This is a genomic window from Acinetobacter sp. A22, from assembly GCF_030913345.1.
Taxonomy (GTDB): Bacteria; Pseudomonadota; Gammaproteobacteria; order Pseudomonadales; family Moraxellaceae; genus Acinetobacter; species Acinetobacter junii.
The window spans coordinates 2645985-2669381 of record NZ_CP133162.1 but is presented as its reverse complement, the minus strand read 5'-3'; the positions used below and the strand labels follow the sequence as shown (position 1 = coordinate 2669381).

At 39.6% G+C, this 23397-nt stretch carries 16 protein-coding genes, 2 tRNA genes, 3 rRNA genes and 1 pseudogene; 12 read left to right on the top strand and 10 right to left on the bottom strand.

Annotated elements, in window-relative coordinates; all coding sequences use genetic code 11:
- Nucleotides 1–331: 331 nt before the first annotated feature.
- The gene (locus Q9Q86_RS13005) at nt 332–1009 is read right to left on the bottom strand and encodes an IS1595 family transposase (RefSeq protein ID WP_308150309.1); all 678 of its coding nucleotides are present in this window, start codon (nt 1007–1009) and stop codon (nt 332–334) included.
- Nucleotides 1010–1299: 290 nt separating this feature from the next.
- On the opposite strand from Q9Q86_RS13005, the gene Q9Q86_RS13000 reads away from it, so the two are divergent.
- Complete coding sequence (locus Q9Q86_RS13000) at nt 1300–2592, top strand: lytic murein transglycosylase (RefSeq protein ID WP_112986669.1); 1293 nt, start codon at nt 1300–1302, stop codon at nt 2590–2592.
- A gap of 54 nt (nt 2593–2646) precedes the next feature.
- Here Q9Q86_RS13000 and Q9Q86_RS12995 read toward each other — a convergent pair whose 3' ends face one another.
- From Q9Q86_RS12995 to Q9Q86_RS12980, 4 genes are all read right to left on the bottom strand, one after another.
- Nucleotides 2647–3018 carry a hypothetical protein gene (locus tag Q9Q86_RS12995; protein ID WP_004914476.1) on the bottom strand — a complete coding sequence of 124 codons (372 nt, stop codon included), beginning with the start codon at nt 3016–3018 and terminating at the stop codon, nt 2647–2649.
- 128 nt (nt 3019–3146) lie between these two features.
- Complete coding sequence (locus Q9Q86_RS12990) at nt 3147–4043, bottom strand: matrixin family metalloprotease (protein WP_112986670.1); 897 nt, start codon at nt 4041–4043, stop codon at nt 3147–3149.
- 333 nt (nt 4044–4376) lie between these two features.
- Nucleotides 4377–5291: a matrixin family metalloprotease gene (locus Q9Q86_RS12985; RefSeq protein ID WP_112986671.1), complete on the bottom strand. Its 915-nt coding sequence runs from the start codon at nt 5289–5291 to the stop codon at nt 4377–4379.
- 325 nt (nt 5292–5616) lie between these two features.
- Nucleotides 5617–6528 (bottom strand): matrixin family metalloprotease, encoded by a 912-nt coding sequence (locus tag Q9Q86_RS12980; RefSeq protein WP_112986676.1) that lies wholly within the window; start codon nt 6526–6528, stop codon nt 5617–5619.
- A gap of 173 nt (nt 6529–6701) precedes the next feature.
- Here Q9Q86_RS12980 and Q9Q86_RS12975 point away from each other — a divergent pair, with 173 nt between their 5' ends.
- Nucleotides 6702–7586 carry an MBL fold metallo-hydrolase gene (locus tag Q9Q86_RS12975; RefSeq protein WP_004914467.1) on the top strand — a complete coding sequence of 295 codons (885 nt, stop codon included), beginning with the start codon at nt 6702–6704 and terminating at the stop codon, nt 7584–7586.
- 46 nt (nt 7587–7632) lie between these two features.
- Here the strand turns inward: Q9Q86_RS12975 and dnaK are convergent, their stop codons facing one another.
- From dnaK to Q9Q86_RS12960, 3 genes are all read right to left on the bottom strand, one after another.
- Nucleotides 7633–9576, bottom strand: a complete 1944-nt coding sequence (gene dnaK, locus Q9Q86_RS12970) for a molecular chaperone DnaK (RefSeq protein WP_004949942.1) — start codon at nt 9574–9576, stop codon at nt 7633–7635.
- Nucleotides 9577–9763: 187 nt separating this feature from the next.
- Entirely contained in the window at nt 9764–10309 is a 546-nt protein-coding gene (gene grpE / locus Q9Q86_RS12965; protein WP_005158808.1) for a nucleotide exchange factor GrpE, read from the bottom strand.
- A gap of 159 nt (nt 10310–10468) precedes the next feature.
- Nucleotides 10469–11362 (bottom strand): LysR family transcriptional regulator, encoded by an 894-nt coding sequence (locus Q9Q86_RS12960; RefSeq protein ID WP_112986672.1) that lies wholly within the window; start codon nt 11360–11362, stop codon nt 10469–10471.
- 108 nt (nt 11363–11470) lie between these two features.
- Between Q9Q86_RS12960 and Q9Q86_RS12955 the strand changes: the two genes are divergently transcribed.
- The 10 genes and pseudogenes from Q9Q86_RS12955 to Q9Q86_RS12910 all read left to right on the top strand — a co-directional run bounded on the left by Q9Q86_RS12955 (nt 11471) and on the right by Q9Q86_RS12910 (nt 21836).
- Nucleotides 11471–12325: an MBL fold metallo-hydrolase gene (locus Q9Q86_RS12955; RefSeq protein ID WP_112986673.1), complete on the top strand. Its 855-nt coding sequence runs from the start codon at nt 11471–11473 to the stop codon at nt 12323–12325.
- Nucleotides 12326–12713: 388 nt separating this feature from the next.
- Nucleotides 12714–12950: a hypothetical protein gene (locus tag Q9Q86_RS12950; protein WP_004914451.1), complete on the top strand. Its 237-nt coding sequence runs from the start codon at nt 12714–12716 to the stop codon at nt 12948–12950.
- A gap of 357 nt (nt 12951–13307) precedes the next feature.
- On the top strand, nt 13308–14378 hold the full coding sequence (locus tag Q9Q86_RS12945) for an alpha/beta hydrolase (RefSeq protein ID WP_205669711.1): 1071 nt from the start codon (nt 13308–13310) through the stop codon (nt 14376–14378).
- A 130-nt stretch (nt 14379–14508) separates the two neighbouring features.
- Entirely contained in the window at nt 14509–15057 is a 549-nt protein-coding gene (locus Q9Q86_RS12940; protein WP_112986675.1) for a peptidylprolyl isomerase, read from the top strand.
- 425 nt (nt 15058–15482) lie between these two features.
- Nucleotides 15483–17019 (top strand): 16S ribosomal RNA (locus Q9Q86_RS12935).
- Nucleotides 17020–17078: 59 nt separating this feature from the next.
- Nucleotides 17079–17155 (top strand) — tRNA-Ile (locus Q9Q86_RS12930).
- Between the two features lie 70 nt (nt 17156–17225).
- A tRNA-Ala gene (locus Q9Q86_RS12925) sits at nt 17226–17301 on the top strand.
- Between the two features lie 442 nt (nt 17302–17743).
- Nucleotides 17744–20635: ribosomal RNA gene (locus Q9Q86_RS12920) — 23S ribosomal RNA — on the top strand.
- A gap of 174 nt (nt 20636–20809) precedes the next feature.
- Nucleotides 20810–20924, top strand: a 5S ribosomal RNA gene (rrf, locus tag Q9Q86_RS12915).
- The 16S, 23S and 5S rRNA genes sit together here with 2 tRNA genes alongside, the layout of an rRNA operon.
- 201 nt (nt 20925–21125) lie before the next feature.
- Nucleotides 21126–21836: pseudogene (locus Q9Q86_RS12910) on the top strand (AAA family ATPase).
- Here Q9Q86_RS12910 and Q9Q86_RS12905 read toward each other — a convergent pair.
- Together Q9Q86_RS12905 and Q9Q86_RS12900 are read right to left on the bottom strand one after the other, a co-directional pair.
- A complete protein-coding gene (locus tag Q9Q86_RS12905; protein ID WP_305156052.1) occupies nt 21813–22490 on the bottom strand; it encodes an IS1595-like element ISAju1 family transposase in 678 nt (225 codons plus the stop codon). The pseudogene Q9Q86_RS12910 and the gene Q9Q86_RS12905 overlap by 24 nt on opposite strands.
- Nucleotides 22491–22785: 295 nt before the next feature.
- A complete protein-coding gene (locus tag Q9Q86_RS12900; protein ID WP_112986951.1) occupies nt 22786–23328 on the bottom strand; it encodes an NADPH-dependent FMN reductase in 543 nt (180 codons plus the stop codon).
- Nucleotides 23329–23397 lie beyond the last annotated feature (69 nt).

Below are 23397 nucleotides of genomic sequence, written 5' to 3'. Positions count from 1 at the left end.
CTTCGGATCGCTTTTTTATTGGCTTAATGTTTTTGAATTTAAAAATGTATAATGAATTTGGTTGTGGATAACTCTTTCTGGTGTTTTGAATTTAAATATGATGTCCTTAATTTGAATTTAAAACTGAGTTTTGGTTGTTAGGATGTTTTTAAATTCAAAAGTATTGGGTGAGATTTAAATTTAAACTTGATGATTTAAGTTGTTTTGAATTTAAATTTTAGTGATGTGTATCAATGACTATATACTGATTTTAAAGAGATAATTGGCTTAATTCATCTTCTTGATTGTTTTAGGATGATTGCTAAAGAAATAAATTTAGGGGCTTAGGAAGTTAAAGAGGATTGTTACGGAGTAATTTAAGCAAATCGAGATATAAATTACCGTTCCGATGATTGAAGCGATACTCCGTTTCTTTTAGATGCAAATAAAACATCTTTTTGTCAATTCCATTAAACTTGACGAGTCGCTTTTTAGCATATCCCCAGAATGATTCTATGCCGTTAATATGACGCTCCCCGCATGCAAATTCGTTGTCCCCATGATTCACTCTTAAATGTTTGTCAAAACCAATATCAACTAAACCATCATAGCCTCTCCATCCATCTGTATTGATCACAGAATCAAGCTCTATATGCCCCCGAATAATACCCTGTAGCGTAGCTTTGGGGCACTCAGGCACAATTTCTGTGTATACGTTTCCATCTCTTTTGAGTAGTCCAAATACAATGGTTTTTCCTGATGCACCACGTCCACGTTTTCCTCGAATACGACGAGCACCAAAGTAGGATTCATCAAGTTCAACGATACCGTTGAAAGGAGATATTTCCTCACATTGTGCCGCAATCTTTTTACGCAACCTGATGTAAATTGTATTGATGGAACGTACAGAAATATTGGTGAGTTTAGCTGTATCTGAAGCAGTTAAATCCATGGCAAAAAAGCGAATGATCTGTCTGAATTTTGCCTCTGTGATTCTTGAACGGGAATAGTATCTATTTTTTGCTTTCATATAAGGAAGTTACCATACTTTTTGATATGCTTAACTTCCTAAGCTCCTAAATTTAAATTGAGTGGTTTTTTTGAATTTAAAACAAACTGTATCACTTGGATTGTGTTTTGAATTCAAAAAAAGATAGGTCGAAGTTTTAAATTTAAAAATCGCAAGTTTTATGAATTTAAAATATTCATTTAAATTTAAAAGACAAGAAATGAATTCAAAGTTACGATTCCAAACGATACATGCTGTTGCTGCATGCTATCTTGAATATGAAATTTAAATTTAAAAATTCTGGTTAAGACATGAAACATTCTTTGCGTTTTTTTCTAGGCACTGCCTTATTCACTTTATTAAATCAAGCTCATGCGGAACTGGTGATTAATGGTGCTACCATTTCAGCTACCACTGTAACGCCAACTAGCAACGTTTATTCTCCAAGTTCAAATTTTCAGGGATGTTTGGCAAATTTACGTTCTCAAGCCATCGCATCTGGTGTTTCTGCTTCGACCTATGATCGTTATACGCAAAATCTAACGCCAGATTATTCAGTGATTGATAAATTAAATTATCAACCTGAATTTTCGACGCCGATTTGGGATTATTTATCAGGTTTGGTTGATAACGAGCGTGTGCAAGCAGGTCAACAGAAACTTACACAGCATCAAGACGTACTACGCCGAGTAGAACAAGCCTATGGTGTTCCAGCAGAGACAGTCGTTGCTGTTTGGGGAGTTGAGAGTAACTATGGTGACATTTCAGGTAAATATCCTTTATTACAGGCTTTAGGCACTTTGAGTTGTGAAGGACGTCGCCAAGGTTATTTCCGCGGTGAGTTTTTTGCAACAATGCGTATTTTACAGCGTGGAGATTTAACCCAAGACCAACTTTATGGTTCATGGGCTGGAGCATTTGGACATACGCAATTTATGCCATCAACCTATGAAAGCTTAGCTGTAGATTTTGATGGAGATGGTCGCCGTGATTTGGTTTCTAGTACAACCGATGCGTTAGCCTCTACAGCAAATTTCTTGAAAAGAGCAGGTTGGCAAACAGGAATGCCATGGGGATTTGAAGTCAAAATTCCTGATGGAATGTCGATTTCAGGTGAAAGTCGCCGTAATAAAAAATCACTTAATCACTGGATTGCACAAGGTCTTACACGTGCCGATGGTACCGCTTTAATTCAAGGAAATCTCTCTGGTAGTACATTGGCAGGTTTAATGGCACCAGCAGGTTCAAATGGTCCAGTATTTTTGGTCTTCAAAAATTTTGATGCGATTTATAGTTATAACGCTGCGGAAAGTTATGGATTAGCGATTGCTCATTTATCTGACCGATTACGTGGAGGTACGCCATTTTTAACTTCATGGCCGACGGATGATGCGGGTACTTCACGCGCGGAACGCCGCGAAATTCAACAATTTTTACTACAGCGTGGCTATGATATTGGTGCAGTAGATGGGCTAATAGGTGATAAGAGTCGTCAAGCTATTCGACAAGAACAAACACGACTTGGCTTAAATCCAACTGGACGCGCAGGGCAGCAGATATTACGAGCTTTCCGTCAAGAACAAGCAAAACAAATGATGCAATAAATCATTTATCAATAATTTAAAAATAAAAAGGTCTACTTAAAGTAGACCTTTTTCTTAGGGTTCAACGTCTAATTTGACTGCTTCTAAGATATCAAAAATTACCGCAGTCACATCTTGGCTCAAATCTCGATCATTAAAGATTTCATAAGCAGTAATAGTGACATCTGTATCGCTTGGTAATTGTTTTTGTTCTTCTTCAATCAGATGTTCGATAGGTAATAGCGTTTGTTTTACTTCTAGATGAAGAATCTCATCATAAGTCACATTTTCATCTTCAAGTTCAACGATTTGTTCATTGAAATATGGAATCAAAATCGAGTGGAGATAAGGGCTAATATCTTGAATATTCAAGATCTCAATATCACGAGTTTGTTCAATCGTACTGATGTGGTCGTTCACTTCAATGAGGATATGATAATAACTCATGTTGATCTCCGTTAAGACTAAGATGATGTTTTATCAACACAATAACACGAATAAATCCAAAGAATCGACCTATTCTTGTTACCTGAATAGAAATGTAGATTTCATGTGATTTTATAGAGGGATCATCATTAATTTGTATGATTTAACAGTGCGAGATCAGTTGCTGTTAGTTGGAAGTTTTTGGGATCTTGCTCCTTAATTCGTGGATACATCAATGATTTAGGATTATGTGTGTGTTTCAATCCCAAAGCATGTCCAAATTCGTGGGCTAGGGTTAAGCGTAAATCATCAATCGAAGAAAACTCATAAATAAAGATCTGTTTTCCTTTAAATTGCCCTTTATGAACGAGTTGAGGTGCAAAGTTTTGATTAAATCGATCAACGGACTGAGTTAGCTGTTCATGAAGTTGTTTTAATTCATCTGTTTTAACCTGAATTTGTTGATGGTTACGATCATGATCATTGATCAGGATTTTTAAGACGTCTCTTTGCTGATTGAGTAGTTTTGTGCGCTCTTGAAGTAAGTTTAAATTTTTTGTATTTGATTTATTGAGATATTTATTCTGAGCGCTTGCATAAGCATTGAGTTGGGCCTGATATTTAATTTTTTGTAATTCTAATTGGGTGTGTAATTGTTGAGAGTCTTGCTTCAGTTTTAGCAGTTTTTGATTATCATCTAACCAGAGCTGCTTTTCCTGTTCTAAATTTTTGAGATTTTCAGTTCGTTTCATACTACGAACTTGACGCTGATCAAAGACCAAATTTACAGTAAATGTTGCTTTGGGATCATAAACAAAATAGCGTTTACCCGTACCTTGTTCCCAAATAGCGGCAGCTTCTTGACTAATTTCAATCATTTTTTGCTTACTAATGTTTAAGCGAGGATCAAGATCGGCAATACGATAGTGTAGAGGCGAATCATCATCTTCCGCCTCATTCAGATGTTGTGACACAGGGTGAGCATGAATATGGATTGAGGTAAATGCTGAAATAATGATAAACAACAGCCAAGATAATGGATGCATATACAGGAGATAAACTGGAAAAAGGATGTATTTTATTTAGTTAAAATGATCAGTCAAATTTCTAAAAAAACCATTTTTACTATTTTTTCTTAATAATGGAGTTCTAAATAAAATAGGGAATTGGCTTTAAAATTGCCATTTTTTGTGTTTTTTATGTACAAAATTTGAATAATAAAAATAATTACAGCATGTTAGATTTAATAATAAACTTTAAATATTATGTGAAATTAATTTCAATATTTACTTTCTTATTCATCTAATAAAAAAGTTTGTTTGTCTAATAAATATACCGAATGGTTAAATTGATCGGTGCAAATCAAGTTCTTAATATGATTAATTGACGGCACGAACCAACTCTTGTTGATCTGCATGTGCTAGCGCAAATCGTTCCATATTTTGTTTTTGAATGACAGGATACATTAATGACGTTGGATCATCAGTATGATCTAAACCTAAGGCATGACCGAACTCATGCGCAAGAGTCATACGTAAGTCATCTTTGGAAGAGAACTCATACACAGAGATTTGTTTTCCATTAAATTGACCTTTGTGGAAAAGGCGTGGTTGGAACGTTTGGTTAAACTGATTTGCTGAAAGTGCCAATTGTTGATTGTTTTGGTTTAACCCTTTGATTTGTTGATTTAGTTGTTGCGTTTTTTGACTGTGTTGTTGGATTGCTTGTTTCAATTCAGCAGATTGTTGCTGTAGTTGTTTTTGACGTTGTGCTAGTTGATCTGCCCATTCTTTAGAGGAAGATCGCATTTGATTGAAGCGTTGTACATCTGCATTGTATTGTTGGAATTGTGCAGTGAGTTGGCTTTGTTTGCTTGCAATTGAGGCGGTTGCACGTTGTATCTCATCTTTTACTTGTTGTATTTGTAGAGAGTCGATTTCCCATTGTTGCTGTTGTTGCTTAAGTTGATTGAGACCTTGTAGGCGATTTGAGGTGTGTTGTTGACGGTCATCGTAAACTAGATTGATTGTAAATTCAGCATTTGGATCATAAATGAAATGCTTTTTACCCGTTTCTTCTTCCCAAATTTTTGCAGCTTGCTGAGTCAGTTCAAGGACTTGTTTGCTACTCAAATTAAAACGAGGATCTATTGGAGCGATACGATAGCGTAGGGGCATGTCAGCAACTTGATGCTGATGCGAAGTTGCATTGTGCGGGTTATTTTGAGCATGGCTTAAACTGCTAATATTTAGACTCAAACACGCAACAATAATGGACAAAGCTTGATAACGCATGAGCAACATCCCCCCAAATAAAATTCATTTTTGAGCAAAATTTTGATGTCGTCAAAACGCTATCTAATTAATAATTAATATGAAAAAGTGTGATTTTTTTCCTTAAAATAAAAAAAATAATGCGATTCATAGCACAACGAAATAAAAGAGAGATGGAGTCTATATTGTTGTTTTTTTTATTCATAACATTAGATTAATCAATGCTTTAAAATTGATCAATTGACCGAAAGTGCATAACTTAAGCTTCTTTTTAGTTAAAAATCAAATTGTTATTTTTTGTAATTTAATTTTTAAGTGAGATATACATCACCTTCTATAACTTTCTCTATTGCACGCTTTGAAGTAACTCCAAATCAGCAGGTTTTAAACGGAAATCATTGAGGTCTTGATCTTGCATTAATGGATACATCAATGCTTGTGGATCATTATGATGGGCGAGCCCCAGTGCATGTCCAAATTCATGAGCAAGGGTGAGCCGTAGATCATTTTCAGATTGGAATTCATATATCAAAATCTGTTTTCCGTTAAATAGCCCTTTGTGAAAAAGGCGTGGCTGAAAGCGCTGTCGATATAATTTTACAGAACTATCAAGCTGTTGATCTAACGAATTTAAGCTGTCAATTTTTCTATTCAGTTCGACAATGTTCTGATTAAAGTTATCAATCTCAAGCCTGAGTTTTTGTACAAGCTGTTGTAATTCGTATTGTTGCTGTTGGAAATATTGGCGATCATGATCAGTAGCATTTTGTTTAGCCAAAAGTACTTGATGGTTATAGTTGTCAATTTGTTGATTTAGTTCTTGTTTTTTTAGATCTAGACTTTGTTTATTGAAGGCCAATTGCTGTTCCATTTGATCTAATTCTTGTTTTTTATTGATCCATTCTTGTTGATTCATTTTGAGTTGATTGAGATGAGCGCGTTGTTGTTCACTCTCAAATTGACGCTCATCATAGATCAAGTGAATTGTAAGCTGAGCATTTGGATCATAAACAATATATTGCTGACCTGTTCCATCGTTCCAAATCATCGCTGCTTGTTCGCTAATTTGTCGTACTTGTTCGATGCTGAGTTTAAAACGTGGATCAACATCGCCGATACGATAACGTAGGCGGGTATCAAAAGGATGAAGCACTCGATCTGAAAGCGCATTAAACTTGAGTTGTGGATGTTCCCGACTTTGATAATTCAGCCAAAATACAGCAATCAGTATAAATACAACTATCAGAAGGCGAGGCATTTTTGAATATTCTTGTCTAAGCTTACATTGCATCAATCTTGTAGAAGCATATTAACTTCATACATAAAGTAGCACTACTGTAAAAGAGTGGATTAAGAAAATATATCATTGTGTTTAGGCTTTTGCTTTAATAACGCAATACTTGGAATGATAAAAATAATCAAGGAATGCAGATGCGCAACTATTTATTAAAAGTACCTGATCACCAGTGGAATGCGAGTTCACCAGCAAAAAGTAGTTTCCAAAATTTAAAGATTCAATACTTGGGAACAGCAGGATTTATCCTTTCAGATCAACATCGAACTATAGTTTTGGATCCTTTTATTAGTCGTCCGAATTTTTGGCAAACATTCACGCAACCTTTGCTCAGTGACCCAACTTTAGTCAAAAAATATATTCCAAATGCCGATGACGTGTTAATTGGGCATGCGCATTACGATCATATCTTGGATGCACCAGAGGTATGTAAACAAACAGGTGCACGCCTAATTGGTTCGAAGGCTACTTTGATGTATGGGAGATCGGCAGGTTTGTCTGAAGCACAAATGCTGGAAACCAAAGGTCGGGAAATAATTGAATGTGGGCAATGGCAAGTTGTTGGGCTGCCGTCGATTCATGGCAAAGCATTGTTTGGTCGGGTGCCATTACCAGGGGATATGACTACACCGCCACCTTATCCACCGAAATTTCATCACCTGCGGCATGGTCAAGTGTTTAATTGGTGGATTAATACGGGGCATCTTCGCGTTGTACACATTGATTCAGCTGATTTTATTGAACAAGAATTACAAGGGAGGCAAGCAGATATTGTTTGTCTATGTGCGATTGGACGCAAATATCGCCCGAACTATGTCAAAGATGTCGTGCGCTTGCTGAAACCTAAATACATTATTCCATGTCATTGGGATACGATGCTTACGCCTATTGATCAACCACCAAAATTATTACCTGGTGTGAATATCCCTGAATTTTTAGAAGAAATAAAAGCTTCTGGAGTCGAACCATTATTTATGCCGATTTCGGGTGAACTATATTTCGATCAAAATAATGAATCTTAAAATAAAAAAAACCGCGCTTTCGCGCGGTCTTTTTTAAAGAGACAAATTATTTTTTGTCATCTTTAACTTCTGTGAACTCAGCATCTACAACGCCATCGTCCGCTTTTTGTTGTTGACCCGCATCACCACCTTGGAATGCATTTGGATCAAAACCTTCTGCGCCGCCAGCACCTTGTGCTTGTTCATAAGCACGTTGAGTGATTGGCATCAAGATGTTTTGTAAAGCTTCAGTTTTCGCTTTGATGTCTTCAACATCATTTTCTTTAGTTGCTGCTTCAAGCTCAGAAACCGCTGTAGCGATTGCAGTTTTTTCATCTTCAGTCACTTTGTCACCTAGATCTTTAACTGCTTTGTTTGAGCTAGATACTAAAGCATCTGCTTCGTTACGAGCTTTCGCTAACTCTTCAAATTTGCGGTCTTCTTCAGCATTCGCTTCAGCATCTTTAATCATTGCTTCGATTTCAGCATCAGACAAACCTGAGTTCGCTTTAATCTGGATTGATTGCTCTTTACCAGTGCTCTTATCTTTAGCCGATACTTTTAATATACCGTCAGCGTTGATGTCGAATGATACTTCAATTTGCGGTACGCCACGTGGAGCAGGTGGGATATCGCCTAATTGGAAGTTACCCAACAATTTGTTTTGTTGAGCCATTTTACGTTCACCTTGGTAAACAGAAATATCTACAGCAGGCTGGTTGTCAGCAGCAGTAGAGAACACTTGTGATTTCTTCGCAGGAATCGTAGTGTTCTTCTCAATGATTGGTGTTAATACACCGCCCATTGTTTCGATACCTAAAGTTAATGGTGTTACGTCTAATAAAAGAACGTCAGTTTTGTCACCAGACAATACTGCACCTTGAATCGCAGCACCGATTGCAACCGCTTCATCAGGGTTGACGTCTTTACGTGGCTCTTTACCAAAGAATTCTTGTACCTTTTGTTGTACAAGTGGCATACGAGACTGACCACCAACTAAAATTACGTCAGAGATGTCTGAAGTCGAAAGACCAGCATCTTTAAGCGCGATTTTGCAAGGCTCGATTGTACGAGCAACTAAATCAGCAACTAAACCTTCAAGTTTTGCACGCGTTACATTGATCACTAAGTGTTTAGGACCAGTTGCATCAGCGGTGATGTATGGAAGGTTGATTTCAGTTGCATTTGATGAAGAAAGCTCGATTTTTGCTTTTTCAGCAGCTTCTTTCAAACGTTGTAACGCAAGTGGATCATTTTTCAAATTCACACTTTGTTCTTTCTTAAATTCTTCAACCAAGAATTCAATTAACGCGTTATCAAAGTCTTCACCACCAAGGAAAGTATCACCATTTGTTGATAACACTTCGATTTGTTGGTCGCCATCAAGGTCTGCGATTTCAATGATTGATACGTCGAATGTACCACCACCTAAGTCGTAAACTGCAACTTTACGGTCGCCTTCTTTTTTGTCCATACCGAACGCAAGTGCCGCAGCAGTTGGTTCGTTAATGATACGTTTAACATCAAGACCTGCAATTTTACCCGCATCTTTAGTTGCTTGACGTTGAGCATCGTTAAAGTAAGCAGGAACTGTAATCACTGCTTCAGTAACTGTTTCACCTAAATAGTCTTCTGCAGTTTTCTTCATCTTTTTCAAGATTTCAGCAGAGATCTGTTGAGGTGCTAATTTTTTGTCGTTTACTTCAACCCAAGCATCACCATTGTCTGCTTTGATGATTTTGTAAGGTACAAGACCGATGTCTTTTTGTACCGCTTGATCTTCATAACGACGACCGATTAAACGCTTGATTGCGAATAAAGTGTTTTTCGGGTTTGTTACAGCCTGACGTTTAGCGCTTTGACCAACTAAAATTTCACCATCTTTATAAGCGATGATTGATGGAGTTGTACGTGCGCCTTCAGCGTTTTCGATTACTTTTACTTTATCGCCTTCAAGTACAGCAACACATGAGTTGGTAGTACCTAAGTCAATACCAATAATTTTTGCCATTTGGGATGTTCCTCTAAAATTTTGTGAACCCCCTGATTTCCTATTTAATAAATGGAATTTAAAAGGGGATTTGCTTGTTATTCGATATGAGAGTCAATCGGTTTTTTTCAAGCATTTTTATGAAAAAAAATCAAAAAACTCTCGAATTATTGTGTTTTGAGCAAAATTTTAAATGCTCAACGTCAATTTATTGACCTACCATCACCATTGCTGGGCGGAGTAGGCGACCATTTAAGGTATAACCTTTTTGCAATACGGTGCCGATTTGGTTCGCTTGAGCATTTGGATCGATACCGACTGCTTGATGAAGGTCTGCGTTGAAACCATTTTGTGTATCTGCTTCAACCACACCAAATTTTTCAAGTGTTGTCAGTAGCGATTTCAAAGTCAGTTTTACACCTTCAAGTAAAGGTGTTTGTTCATCACCAGCGGCTTGAATCGCACGTTCAAGATTGTCGACTGAATCCAACAACTCTTTAGCAAATTTCTCAAGAACGGTATCTTTGTGTTTTTCAGATTCACGCTGGATACGTTCAACACTCTTTTGTGCTTCGTACACGGCATTTGCAGTACGGGCTTTTTCAAGTTTCAAGCTTTCTTCGAGTTTGGTGATTTGCGCTTGTAAATCTTCAACGCTAAGCTCGTTTGCTTGCTCTACACCTTCAGCTTGAGTTTGTTCAGTTTGTTGCTCATTTTGAATGTCTTGAGCTTGCTCATTTTGCTCATTAGCCATTGATGATCTCCGTTGAAAAAAGTTCTTAAACATGTACAGTCCTTTTGGCGTGAATGCTCATAGGGTTAAACCCGAACTGCCACATCTTGGTCATTCATAGATAGGGATGAAGTATGGGCAAGGCGACAAAATTCAAGCGTTCAGGTTGATTTAAATCTTTTAATTTTGCTGATTTAAGTAAAAATTTAAGTTTTCGATGACAAAAGCAATAAATTCTTGTGTGATTTTCGGTAAATGTTGCCTTGATGCATAGACTAACGACAAGGTTAGGTCAGGTGCAGAAAAATCTGTAAATACCTGTTGCAAACGATGTTGTGCTATATCCTGACGCACCAATAGCGTTGGTAACATGGCAATGCCTTCTGCTTTGAGACACATTTGATAGAGCGCAATCACATCATTACTTTTAAACGTAACATTTAATGGATAATTCTGAGGTTGTTGATCTGTATCAAACAAAGTCCAATACTGATTATGCGTATGGTGGGCTATACATTCATGCTGAATCAGTTGGCTTGGGTGTGAAAGGGGAGTGTGATCTTGTAAATAATGTGGATGCGCACAAAAGATATATTCAATATCACAAACAGGCCGAGTAATTAAACCATCAGCAACTTTTTGTGTAATTCTGAGTGCAAGATCAACCTGAGCATCCATCAAATCAACAGTATTTTCAGTTAAATACACATCAAAATGAATGTGTGGATATAATTTTTTAAATTGCTTAATGCATTCATTTACCCCTAGTTGAAACAAAAACAAACCACAAGTAAAACGGATCGTACCACTATGTTGTTCAGGTGCAGCCAAACCTTCAAGCAACTGTTGCTGCTGTAAAATATTCTCACAATATACCAAGGCTTTTTCACCCGCAGGGGTAAGAGAAACTTTACGTGTATTACGCTGAAATAGGCTAGTAGAAAAGGTTTGTTCCAAGTGTTCAAGATAGCGTGACACCATCGCTTTCGAATAGTCTAAATGTTCCGCTGCTTTACTCAAATTGCCTTGTTGAGTAATACATACAAAAACTTGAATGGCTTTTAAAGTATCCATATAGAATTCTTATTGTTGCAATTTATGCAACATTTTATCTTAATTTAGGGTGTTTATTTGGCAATAATTGCAACTTAAAGTGTTTCTTATCAAATAGGAGACATATTAATGAATATCAAATCATTCACACTTGCACTAACTGCATTAGCGGCAACATCAACAAGCTTTGCACAGGATTTAAAAATTCAGAACTTCCTAGCAAAGCCTGAACATTTTGGCGTAACTTCAACATTAATCGAAGGTGACAAAGAAGTCTTACTGGTCAATGCGCAATTTTCTAAATCGGAAGCTTTACGTATTGCGGCAGATATTTTAGACAGCGGTAAAACTTTAAAAACAATTTTTGTCAGTTACGGTGACCCTGACTTCTATTTTGGCTTAGATGTATTTAAACAATATTTCCCAAATGTGCAAATCATTGCAACTCCTGAAACGGTAAAACATATTCAAGATACTCAGGCTTTAAAAGTTGCTTATTGGGGACCCAAAATGGGAGCCAATGCACCGAGTCAAATTATTGTTCCGCAAGCGTATACGGCTAAGATCTTAAAATTTGAAAATGAAAATATTGAGATTAAGGGAAAAAATGAGCTGACTTATTTGTGGATTCCAAGTGCTAAAGCCGTTGTAGGCGGTATTCCAGTCTCTTCCGGGATTCATTTATGGATGGCAGACACCCCAACAACAAAAGATCATAACGAAGTGGTACTGGCATTAGAAAGTATCAAATCATTAAAACCGAATGTTGTTGTTCCAGCACACATGAAAGCGGGTGCAGCAGAAGGATTGGATGCAGTTAACTTTTCTATCGATTATTTGAAGCAATATGAGAAAGCAGCAAAAGTTACGAAAACATCGACTGCTTTAATTCAAATGATGCAAAAAGAATATCCAACTTTAAGCGAATCAAGCAGTCTCGAATTTGGTGCTAAAGTGGTTAAAGGTGAGATGCAGTGGCCTTAAATTCGCTGTAAACGAAGAAAACCGTGATTAATTTTCACGGTTTTTTATTTTTAATACATCTATTGTTAACTCAAACTTTTTAATTGTAAGTTTTTAGCAGTGTTAATAGCACTTTGTATAAATGATAAATATTGAAGATAAGACTATATTTGTATGATCTGATCCGAATCGTATTGCAGAAAAATAATAAATTATAAATATTTAATCTAATTCAAAGAATTGCAAAATTAAGTGAATGCTCATCTAAACTGGTTTAATAAAAATTGCAAAACAATACGGCTTAAACAACAAACTGCAACCAATCCTCACCACGTTCATCGAAAAAATTGTGAATCATAGGCAACGCAAAGACAACTTTGCTTTTTGTCATAATGAAAGGAAATACACAATGAAAAAGTTAGCCCTAATCTCTATGGTTGTATCAGGTGTTGCATTCACAGCTGTAGGTTGTTCAACACAAGGTGGTCTTGATGCTTCTGGTTCAGCACAAACTAGTGTTAGCCCTTCAGGCGTACAAGGTGGCGTAGGTGTACAAGCGGGTTCATCTGTTGATGTTCAACCTGGTGGCGCTTCAGCAGGTGTTTCTGGTTCTGTTTCAGGCTCAGCAGATGCTTCGGCACAATAATTTCTTCGTTCTTGAGTAAAAGATATGATTAATTGGTGTGATAGATGCCCAATCCAATTGATCAAAATGTACTGCTATACATTGCATCAATTTACTCGTTAAGCACAAATGGATATTGATCCAGAGGATGAGAGTGAATAGAAAAAACTCTCATCCTTTAATGACGCTCATGAAGCATTTTTTGACATAGATTGGCAAAATAATCAGTTTGGATTAAGCAGAATAGTTAATGACTTTTTAAGCTTAGCTCTTTAGCGTACATCATATTTTTGAAATCTTGATCTTGATCTCTGGCTTTATAAAAGCATATAGTCGGAAAGAACAAGAATTATGAACAGTGCGATAAAGGGGACAAACGTGACAGCATTACCTCAGAAAATTCAAACGATTTTAGATAAAGGACAAGGTACAGCTGCACGTGCATTAGATAAACTTCCCAAAATAGTTCAAGAATCTCTCGCAAAAGTTTTAGGTTATCCTTATCAATATCCTGACTTAGACGCCTTTACCAAGTGCTTAATGGCGGTGCAAATTAAACAAGGGCGTATAGGGTTTATCGGGGAAGATCCAATTGAATCACGCCGCCAGTTTGATGCACAAATGTTGGCTATCCTAAACAAAGCGACACAGATTGAATCGGTAGAAGACATTCGATTACCTTTACAAAGTGGAACAGTCTTCGCTAGACATTATCATCCTGCACCCAATAAAAAACTACCTATGATCTTGTTCTATCATGGTGGTGGTTTTGTGGTTGGTGGATTGGATACTCATGATGAGGTGTGTCGACTCGTTGCCAAATATGCCAAAGTACAGGTGTTAAGTATTGATTATCCACTTGCACCTGAAGCTTCTCCGCAACTTTTAATCAAATCATGTGAAGATGCATTAGCATGGGTCTATCAGAATCGCCGACAATTAAAGATTTATAAAAATAGAATTGCTGTTGCTGGTGATAGTGCCGGCGGAAATATCAGTACAGTCGTTGCACAACACACAGCTGGTAAATCTTATGCTCCACAAGCTCAGTTACTTATATATCCAGTTGTAGACTTCAAAAGTAGACATCCATCATTTTATGCATATGGTGAAGGGCTGGTATTGACGAGTAAGGATGTTGATTATGTTACTCAGTATTATGCGATTCAACACAACATCGCTTTGGATAATCCACTGATCTCTCCAACCTATGGTAATTTGAGAAAGCTAGCACCTGCGTATGTTATTACAGCTGGGCATGACTTGCTTCATGATGAAGGGGAAATTTACAGCCATAAATTGAGACAAAGCGGAGTTAAAGTTCAATATGTAGATTATCCAGATCAAACACATGGATTTATCAATTTGACACCTATTTCTAGCAAGGCTAAGCGCAATACAATCGAAATAGCCAAGAACTTTAGAAAATTTTGGGATAAGCATAGCTGATTCAAAAAATGCCGATGTTTCACGTGGAACATCGGCATGCTTTAATTAACAATTAGAAATAGCAAAATTATAGATAGAAAACTAAAATCGGTACCCATTCTAAATAGACTTTAAATTGAGAACAGTAATCATGAAAAAACTATTCCTCGCAACCAGTTTGGTTTTAGCAAGTGGTCAGCTATTTGCAAATACAATTATTGATATGAAAACCTCAATGGGGAATATTGAAATTGAACTTTTTAATGATAAAGCACCCGTATCAGCAAAAAATTTTGAGAGTTATGTAAAAAGTAACTTTTATGCTGGAACCATTTTTCATCGAGTCATCCCAGGATTTATGATTCAAGGTGGGGGGATGGATGCCAATATGATTGAGAAGGCGACGAAAGCTCCAATTATTAATGAGGCAAATAATGGTCTCAAAAATGCAAGGGGAACTTTAGCAATGGCACGCACAAATGATCCTAATTCTGCCACGAGTCAATTTTTTATTAATGTTGCTGATAATAGCTTCTTGAATCGTTCAGCTATGGATGCAGGTTATGCCGTATTTGGTAAAGTCACCAAAGGAATGAATGTTGTTGATAAAATCGTAAATGTGCCTACAGGTAATTATGGAATGCATCAAAATGTACCAAAGCAACCGATTAAAATTATCAGTGTGCAAATAAAGAAATAACGAATGAATTAAAAGAAAACCTAATTTATTTTTTAAATTCAATATTTTAATGTAGTTTTCACTGTGTTTTTATGGGTGTTGTGGGTAAAAAAACAACACTCGTCACAATCTTTTTCTAAAAACACTTGCGCACCAAAAAAAACCTCCTATAATGCACACATCCCGACGCAATGAAGCAAATAACTTAGCTTTAAACGGTTAAGTTGATTAACTTTATTGTGTTAAATTTTTCACTGACGAGGTGAAAAAAGATCATTAAGAGAATAGAAGAACAACTTGTGTGGATTTTTACTGGTTGATCGATCGAAATAATTTTCATTGATTGAATGGTAGAAATTTCTCGAAGTTTATTTGAGCGAATTTTTAGTCAGAAAATTGATGAGCCAGAATTAGCACCTTGTCTTAACTAAGGTGCAAAATGATTTTAACTGAAGAGTTTGATCATGGCTCAGATTGAACGCTGGCGGCAGGCTTAACACATGCAAGTCGAGCGGAGATGAGGTGCTTGCACCTTATCTTAGCGGCGGACGGGTGAGTAATGCTTAGGAATCTGCCTATTAGTGGGGGACAACATTCCGAAAGGAATGCTAATACCGCATACGTCCTACGGGAGAAAGCAGGGGATCTTCGGACCTTGCGCTAATAGATGAGCCTAAGTCGGATTAGCTAGTTGGTGGGGTAAAGGCCTACCAAGGCGACGATCTGTAGCGGGTCTGAGAGGATGATCCGCCACACTGGGACTGAGACACGGCCCAGACTCCTACGGGAGGCAGCAGTGGGGAATATTGGACAATGGGGGGAACCCTGATCCAGCCATGCCGCGTGTGTGAAGAAGGCCTTATGGTTGTAAAGCACTTTAAGCGAGGAGGAGGCTACTGAGACTAATACTCTTGGATAGTGGACGTTACTCGCAGAATAAGCACCGGCTAACTCTGTGCCAGCAGCCGCGGTAATACAGAGGGTGCGAGCGTTAATCGGATTTACTGGGCGTAAAGCGTGCGTAGGCGGCTTTTTAAGTCGGATGTGAAATCCCCGAGCTTAACTTGGGAATTGCATTCGATACTGGGAAGCTAGAGTATGGGAGAGGATGGTAGAATTCCAGGTGTAGCGGTGAAATGCGTAGAGATCTGGAGGAATACCGATGGCGAAGGCAGCCATCTGGCCTAATACTGACGCTGAGGTACGAAAGCATGGGGAGCAAACAGGATTAGATACCCTGGTAGTCCATGCCGTAAACGATGTCTACTAGCCGTTGGGGCCTTTGAGGCTTTAGTGGCGCAGCTAACGCGATAAGTAGACCGCCTGGGGAGTACGGTCGCAAGACTAAAACTCAAATGAATTGACGGGGGCCCGCACAAGCGGTGGAGCATGTGGTTTAATTCGATGCAACGCGAAGAACCTTACCTGGCCTTGACATACTAGAAACTTTCCAGAGATGGATTGGTGCCTTCGGGAATCTAGATACAGGTGCTGCATGGCTGTCGTCAGCTCGTGTCGTGAGATGTTGGGTTAAGTCCCGCAACGAGCGCAACCCTTTTCCTTACTTGCCAGCATTTCGGATGGGAACTTTAAGGATACTGCCAGTGACAAACTGGAGGAAGGCGGGGACGACGTCAAGTCATCATGGCCCTTACGGCCAGGGCTACACACGTGCTACAATGGTCGGTACAAAGGGTTGCTACACAGCGATGTGATGCTAATCTCAAAAAGCCGATCGTAGTCCGGATTGGAGTCTGCAACTCGACTCCATGAAGTCGGAATCGCTAGTAATCGCGGATCAGAATGCCGCGGTGAATACGTTCCCGGGCCTTGTACACACCGCCCGTCACACCATGGGAGTTTGTTGCACCAGAAGTAGGTAGTCTAACCGCAAGGAGGACGCTTACCACGGTGTGGCCGATGACTGGGGTGAAGTCGTAACAAGGTAGCCGTAGGGGAACCTGCGGCTGGATCACCTCCTTAACGAAAGATTGGTGACCGGTAAGAATCCACAACAAGTTGTTCTTCGAAGATGTATCTGAGGGTCTGTAGCTCAGTTGGTTAGAGCACACGCTTGATAAGCGTGGGGTCACAAGTTCAAGTCTTGTCAGACCCACCACTACTGACGAAGTGATGAATAATCACAAGCTGCTAGATAAAAAGATATGTCGTTCATTATGATTAAAGCTGGGGACTTAGCTTAGTTGGTAGAGCGCCTGCTTTGCACGCAGGAGGTCAGGAGTTCGACTCTCCTAGTCTCCACCAAATTCGAGGGTAAACAAAGCAACGCTTTGTCCGAGAATTTAAGCAAACAGCTATGCTGTGCGCAGGCACACATAGAACGAAGCTTAGAGCTAAAGATTACAGAACTTAGTAAGCAAATAGCTTCTTAACTTCTGTGATTTATCACAGTTTACTACGCACCGACGAGGTGGTAGTTAATCATTAACAGATTAGAAAATTGAGTCTGAAATAAATTGTTCACTCAAGAATTTAAGTTGATCGAAGTAATTTGATTGATTTAAACATATTGAGAACTAGCAAAAACACTGAATCAAGCGTTTTGGTATATGAATTTAGATTGAAGCTGTACGGTGATTAAGTTCACGAAACAACAAACTGGATGAGAGCGATGTAAGTTGAAAAACGAACATGGCAATCTGTCCTAACCTTACTTGTAAGGGTTAGCGACTGTTTGGGGTTGTATAGTCAAGTAATTAAGTGCATGTGGTGGATGCCTTGGCAGTCAGAGGCGATGAAAGACGTGATAGCCTGCGAAAAGCTCCGGGGAGGCGGCAAATATCCTTTGATCCGGAGATTTCTGAATGGGGGAACCCACCCGCTATAAGGCGGGTATCATAAACTGAATACATAGGTTTATGAAGCGAACGAGGGGAAGTGAAACATCTCAGTACCCTTAGGAAAAGAAATCAATTGAGATTCCCTTAGTAGCGGCGAGCGAACGGGGAGCAGCCCATTAAGTTATGTGTGTTTTAGTGGAACGCTCTGGGAAGTGCGAACGTAGAGGGTGATATTCCCGTACACGAAAGGGCACACATAATGATGACGAGTAGGGCGAGGCACGTGAAACCTTGTCTGAATATGGGGGGACCATCCTCCAAGGCTAAATACTCCTGACTGACCGATAGTGAACCAGTACCGTGAGGGAAAGGCGAAAAGAACCCCTGTGAGGGGAGTGAAATAGATCCTGAAACCGCATGCATACAAGCAGTGGGAGCCGACTTGTTCGGTGACTGCGTACCTTTTGTATAATGGGTCAGCGACTTATATTCAGTAGCGAGGTTAACCGAATAGGGGAGCCGTAGAGAAATCGAGTCTTAATAGGGCGTTTAGTTGCTGGGTATAGACCCGAAACCAGGCGATCTATCCATGAGCAGGTTGAAGGTTGGGTAACACTAACTGGAGGACCGAACCCACTGTCGTTGAAAAGCCAGGGGATGACTTGTGGATAGGGGTGAAAGGCTAATCAAGCCTGGTGATAGCTGGTTCTCCCCGAAAGCTATTTAGGTAGCGCCTCGGACGAATACCATTGGGGGTAGAGCACTGTTTCGGCTAGGGGGTCATCCCGACTTACCAAACCGATGCAAACTCCGAATACCAATGAGTACTATCCGGGAGACAGACTGCGGGTGCTAACGTCCGTAGTCAAGAGGAAAACAATCCAGACCGCCAGCTAAGGCCCCAAAATCATAGTTAAGTGGGAAACGATGTGGGAAGGCATAGACAGCTAGGAGGTTGGCTTAGAAGCAGCCACCCTTTAAAGAAAGCGTAATAGCTCACTAGTCGAGTCGGCCTGCGCGGAAGATGTAACGGGGCTAAAACTATGTGCCGAAGCTGCGGATGTATACTTTGTATACGTGGTAGGGGAGCGTTCTGTAAGCCGATGAAGGTGTATTGAGAAGTATGCTGGAGGTATCAGAAGTGCGAATGCTGACGTGAGTAACGACAAAACGGGTGAAAAACCCGTTCGCTGAAAGACCAAGGGTTCCAGTCCAACGTTAATCGGGGCTGGGTGAGTCGACCCCTAAGGCGAGGCCGAGAGGCGTAGTCGATGGGAAATTGGTTAATATTCCAATACTTCTGTGTAATGCGATGAGAGGACGGAGAAGGTTAAGTCAGCCTGGCGTTGGTTGTCCAGGTGGAAGACCGTAGGCATGCATCTTAGGCAAATCCGGGGTGCTCTATGCTGAGAGTCGATAGCAAGCTGTACTTGTACAGTGAAGTGGCTGATACCATGCTTCCAGGAAAAGTCTCTAAGCTTCAGTTACACAGGAATCGTACCCGAAACCGACACAGGTGGTCAGGTCGAGTAGACCAAAGCGCTTGAGAGAACTCTGCTGAAGGAACTAGGCAAAATGGTACCGTAACTTCGGGAGAAGGTACGCTGCTGACGGTGATGGGACTTGCTCCCTGAGCGGTTGGCAGCCGCAGAAACCAGGCCGCTGCAACTGTTTATTAAAAACATAGCACTCTGCAAACACGAAAGTGGACGTATAGGGTGTGATGCCTGCCCGGTGCTGGAAGGTTAATTGATGGGGTTAGCGTAAGCGAAGCTCTTGATCGAAGCCCCAGTAAACGGCGGCCGTAACTATAACGGTCCTAAGGTAGCGAAATTCCTTGTCGGGTAAGTTCCGACCTGCACGAATGGCATAATGATGGCGGCGCTGTCTCCAGCAGAGGCTCAGTGAAATCGAAATCGCTGTGAAGATGCAGTGTACCCGCGGCTAGACGGAAAGACCCCGTGAACCTTTACTGCAGCTTGACATTGAACTTTGACCTTACTTGTGTAGGATAGGTGGGAGGCTTTGAAGTTGGAACGCTAGTTCCAATGGAGCCGTCCTTGAAATACCACCCTGGTAATGTTGAGGTTCTAACTCTGTCCCGTAATCCGGGACGAGGACCATGTCTGGTGGGTAGTTTGACTGGGGCGGTCTCCTCCTAAAGAGTAACGGAGGAGTACGAAGGTGCGCTCAGCGTGGTCGGAAATCACGCGTAGAGTATAAAGGCAAAAGCGCGCTTAACTGCGAGACCCACAAGTCGAGCAGGTACGAAAGTAGGTCTTAGTGATCCGGTGGTTCTGTATGGAAGGGCCATCGCTCAACGGATAAAAGGTACTCTGGGGATAACAGGCTGATACCGCCCAAGAGTTCATATCGACGGCGGTGTTTGGCACCTCGATGTCGGCTCATCTCATCCTGGGGCTGAAGCAGGTCCCAAGGGTATGGCTGTTCGCCATTTAAAGAGGTACGCGAGCTGGGTTTAGAACGTCGTGAGACAGTTCGGTCCCTATCTACCGTGGGCGCTGGAAATTTGAGAGGATCTGCTCCTAGTACGAGAGGACCAGAGTGGACGAACCTCTGGTGTACCGGTTGTCACGCCAGTGGCATCGCCGGGTAGCTATGTTCGGAAGGGATAACCGCTGAAAGCATCTAAGCGGGAAGCCTACCTCAAGATAAGATTTCCCTAGGAATTTATTCCTCTAAAGAGCCGTTCGAGACTAGGACGTTGATAGGTTGGGTGTGGAAGCACGGTGACGTGTGAAGCTGACCAATACTAATTGCTCGTGAGGCTTGACTATACAACACCCAAACGGTTGTTGTATTCAAGATAAATTCAATACACAACTTGATTTAGTGTACAAACTAGTTACAATACAGACCAATTATCTAATCCGTTAATAACTCTTTGGATCGTAAGTAAGGCAAACATTATTAATTAATGTGAATAAGACCCGAAAACACCACAACAGTTTGCTGGCGACAATAGCAAGAGTGAACCACCTGATCCCTTCCCGAACTCAGAAGTGAAACCTCTTCGCGCTGATGGTAGTGTGGCGTTTGCCATGTGAGAGTAAGTCATCGCCAGCTTTTAATTCTAAAACACCCCCTCCGCTAATGCAGAGGGGGTGTTTTTTATTGAATTTTTAAAATTTATAAAGAAAATTAAGGTGAGTACAGTTTAGTCTGGCTTTTGCATATGACAGCTTAAGACGTTCATAAATGAATTAAGGTATTTTTTAAACTTAAAATCTAGCATGCTATAACAAATAATAAATTTCCCAATATTTTATGCAAGAAAGACCTTATATTAGAGCTGTAAAGTTTAAGTCGCCTGAGTCTTTGGATTGGGCTAGACCCTTATGTCGAGCCAGCTGTTAACGATTTAGAAAGCATCAAGTTCCACCCACAAATAACTTTCTTTGTCGGGGAGAATGGTTCAGGGAAATCGACCATTCTTGAGGCCTTAGCACTTGCTTTGGGTTTTTCAGAAAAAGGTGGAACGCGTAATGTACAATTAAATACAGCGACCACAGCTTCTGATTTGCATCAGGCGATTCGAACGATAAAAAGCTATAAGAAGCCTCAAGATTATTACTTTTTACGTGCCGAGAGCTTTTATAACGTTGCAACTTATATGAAGCAAGTGAACTATTTGGTGGAGATATACACTTACGCTCACATGGGGAGGCTTTCTTAAAATTATTAACAATAAAATTAAAAGGGAAAGGTTTATACCTTTTAGATGAATCAGAAGCAGCCTTGTCTCCAACCATGTTGATGACAACCTTATCGGTTTTAGATCGTTTATGTCAGGAGCAATCTCAATTTATTATTGCTACCCATTCTCCTATTTTATTGGCTTATCCAAATGCCAAAATTTATCAGTTTTCGGACACAGGGATTAGAGAGATATCTTATGAGGAAACAGAACATTTTAGAGTGACAAAGGATTTTTTAAATAAGGGGCTTAGGAAGTTAAAGAGGATTGTTACGGAGTAATTTAAGCAAATCGAGATATAAATTACCGTTCCGATAATTGAAGCGATACTCCGTTTCTTTAAGATGCAAATAAAACATCTTTTTGTCAATTCCATTAAACTTGACGAGTCGCTTTTTAGCATATCCCCAGAATGATTCTATGCCGTTAATATGACGCTCCCCGCATGCAAATTCGTTGTCCCCATGATTCACTCTTAAATGTTTGTCAAAACCAATATCAACTAAACCATCATAGCCTCTCCATCCATCTGTATTGATCACAGAATCAAGCTCTATCTGCCCCCGAATAATACCCTGTAGCGTAGCTTTGGAGCAATCAGGCACAATTTCTGTGTATACGTTTCCATCTCTTTTGAGTAGTCCAAATACAATGGTTTTTCCTGATGCACCACGTCCACGTTTTCCTCGAATACGACGAGCACCAAAGTAGGATTCATCAAGTTCAACGATACCGTTGAAAGGAGATATTTCCTCACATTGTGCCGCAATCTTTTTACGCAACCTGATGTAAATTGTATTGATGGAACGTACAGAAATATTGGTGAGTTTAGCTGTATCTGAAGCAGTTAAATCCATGGCAAAAAAGCGAATGATCTGTCTGAATTTTGCCTCTGTGATTCTTGAACGGGAATAGTATCTATTTTTTGATTTCATATAAGGAAGTTACCATACTTTTTGATATGCTTAACTTCCTAAGCTCCTAAATAATTATCAAAAAAGAATTCAGCAATTGCTAGAGAAAGAATAGATAAAAAGAAGCCCCATCATCCTGACGGGGCTTCTTAGTATTCAGTTTCTTGTCGTTTATATTCCTTATCAACGACCGCTTCCTGCGTATCTTGTTATTTTCGATGAGACTTCCTGTCTCTTTATGCATCTTATATTAGCGGTCAAGTCAACAGTGGAATAGACGTAAATCTACCTGATCAATGTACGCCTAGACGTACAATTAGGCGATATTATATTTCTGTAATTTGGCAACGAGTGCTGCTAATCCTTTTACTTCAAATTCATTGGCTTCAAATTTTTCGTCTTTATTACGTTTAAAGATGTCGCGAATTTCAATCACTGCATTTGGATCAATAATTCCTAAGCTTGAAGTTACTTGACGAATTTGGCTAATTGAACGTGAACCATTGGTTGAACCATAGCCGATAAAAGCTGCAGCTTTGCCTTGCCATTCTTTACCAATATAATCCAAGGCATTTTTCAGTGCTGGACTATAGCCATGGTTATATTCAGGGCTAATAAATATGAATCCTTGTGCTTGAGCAATTTTATCTGCCCAAGCTTGCTGTTTAGGCTGATCATAGATACCTGTTGCGGGTGGGTGAGCACCTGCAAATAACGGTAAATCCCACTCTTTAAGATCGACGATTTCTGTTTGAAGATTATTTAACGTGAGCTCAGAGATTGCTTGTTGTACCCAGTTTGCAACTTTAATTGCAGTTCGACTTTCACGAACACTGCCGACTATAATATAAATGAGCATATTTAAATTCCTGTGTTATTGCTTTGATTTTAAAAATGAATGCCTTTAAATGATCTTATACTTTTTTTA

What these genes read in the sequence shown, in the direction of transcription:
- Q9Q86_RS13005 (WP_308150309.1), bottom strand. Translation starts at nt 1,009, where the DNA reads ATGAAAGCAAAAAATAGATACTATTCCCGTTCAAGAATCACAGAGGCA.
- Q9Q86_RS13000 (WP_112986669.1), top strand. Translation starts at nt 1,300, where the DNA reads ATGAAACATTCTTTGCGTTTTTTTCTAGGCACTGCCTTATTCACTTTA.
- Q9Q86_RS12995 (WP_004914476.1), bottom strand. Translation starts at nt 3,018, where the DNA reads ATGAGTTATTATCATATCCTCATTGAAGTGAACGACCACATCAGTACG.
- Q9Q86_RS12990 (WP_112986670.1), bottom strand. Translation starts at nt 4,043, where the DNA reads ATGCATCCATTATCTTGGCTGTTGTTTATCATTATTTCAGCATTTACC.
- Q9Q86_RS12985 (WP_112986671.1), bottom strand. Translation starts at nt 5,291, where the DNA reads ATGCGTTATCAAGCTTTGTCCATTATTGTTGCGTGTTTGAGTCTAAAT.
- Q9Q86_RS12980 (WP_112986676.1), bottom strand. Translation starts at nt 6,528, where the DNA reads ATGCCTCGCCTTCTGATAGTTGTATTTATACTGATTGCTGTATTTTGG.
- Q9Q86_RS12975 (WP_004914467.1), top strand. Translation starts at nt 6,702, where the DNA reads ATGCGCAACTATTTATTAAAAGTACCTGATCACCAGTGGAATGCGAGT.
- dnaK (WP_004949942.1), bottom strand. Translation starts at nt 9,576, where the DNA reads ATGGCAAAAATTATTGGTATTGACTTAGGTACTACCAACTCATGTGTT.
- grpE (WP_005158808.1), bottom strand. Translation starts at nt 10,309, where the DNA reads ATGGCTAATGAGCAAAATGAGCAAGCTCAAGACATTCAAAATGAGCAA.
- Q9Q86_RS12960 (WP_112986672.1), bottom strand. Translation starts at nt 11,362, where the DNA reads ATGGATACTTTAAAAGCCATTCAAGTTTTTGTATGTATTACTCAACAA.
- Q9Q86_RS12955 (WP_112986673.1), top strand. Translation starts at nt 11,471, where the DNA reads ATGAATATCAAATCATTCACACTTGCACTAACTGCATTAGCGGCAACA.
- Q9Q86_RS12950 (WP_004914451.1), top strand. Translation starts at nt 12,714, where the DNA reads ATGAAAAAGTTAGCCCTAATCTCTATGGTTGTATCAGGTGTTGCATTC.
- Q9Q86_RS12940 (WP_112986675.1), top strand. Translation starts at nt 14,509, where the DNA reads ATGAAAAAACTATTCCTCGCAACCAGTTTGGTTTTAGCAAGTGGTCAG.
- Q9Q86_RS12905 (WP_305156052.1), bottom strand. Translation starts at nt 22,490, where the DNA reads ATGAAATCAAAAAATAGATACTATTCCCGTTCAAGAATCACAGAGGCA.
- Q9Q86_RS12900 (WP_112986951.1), bottom strand. Translation starts at nt 23,328, where the DNA reads ATGCTCATTTATATTATAGTCGGCAGTGTTCGTGAAAGTCGAACTGCA.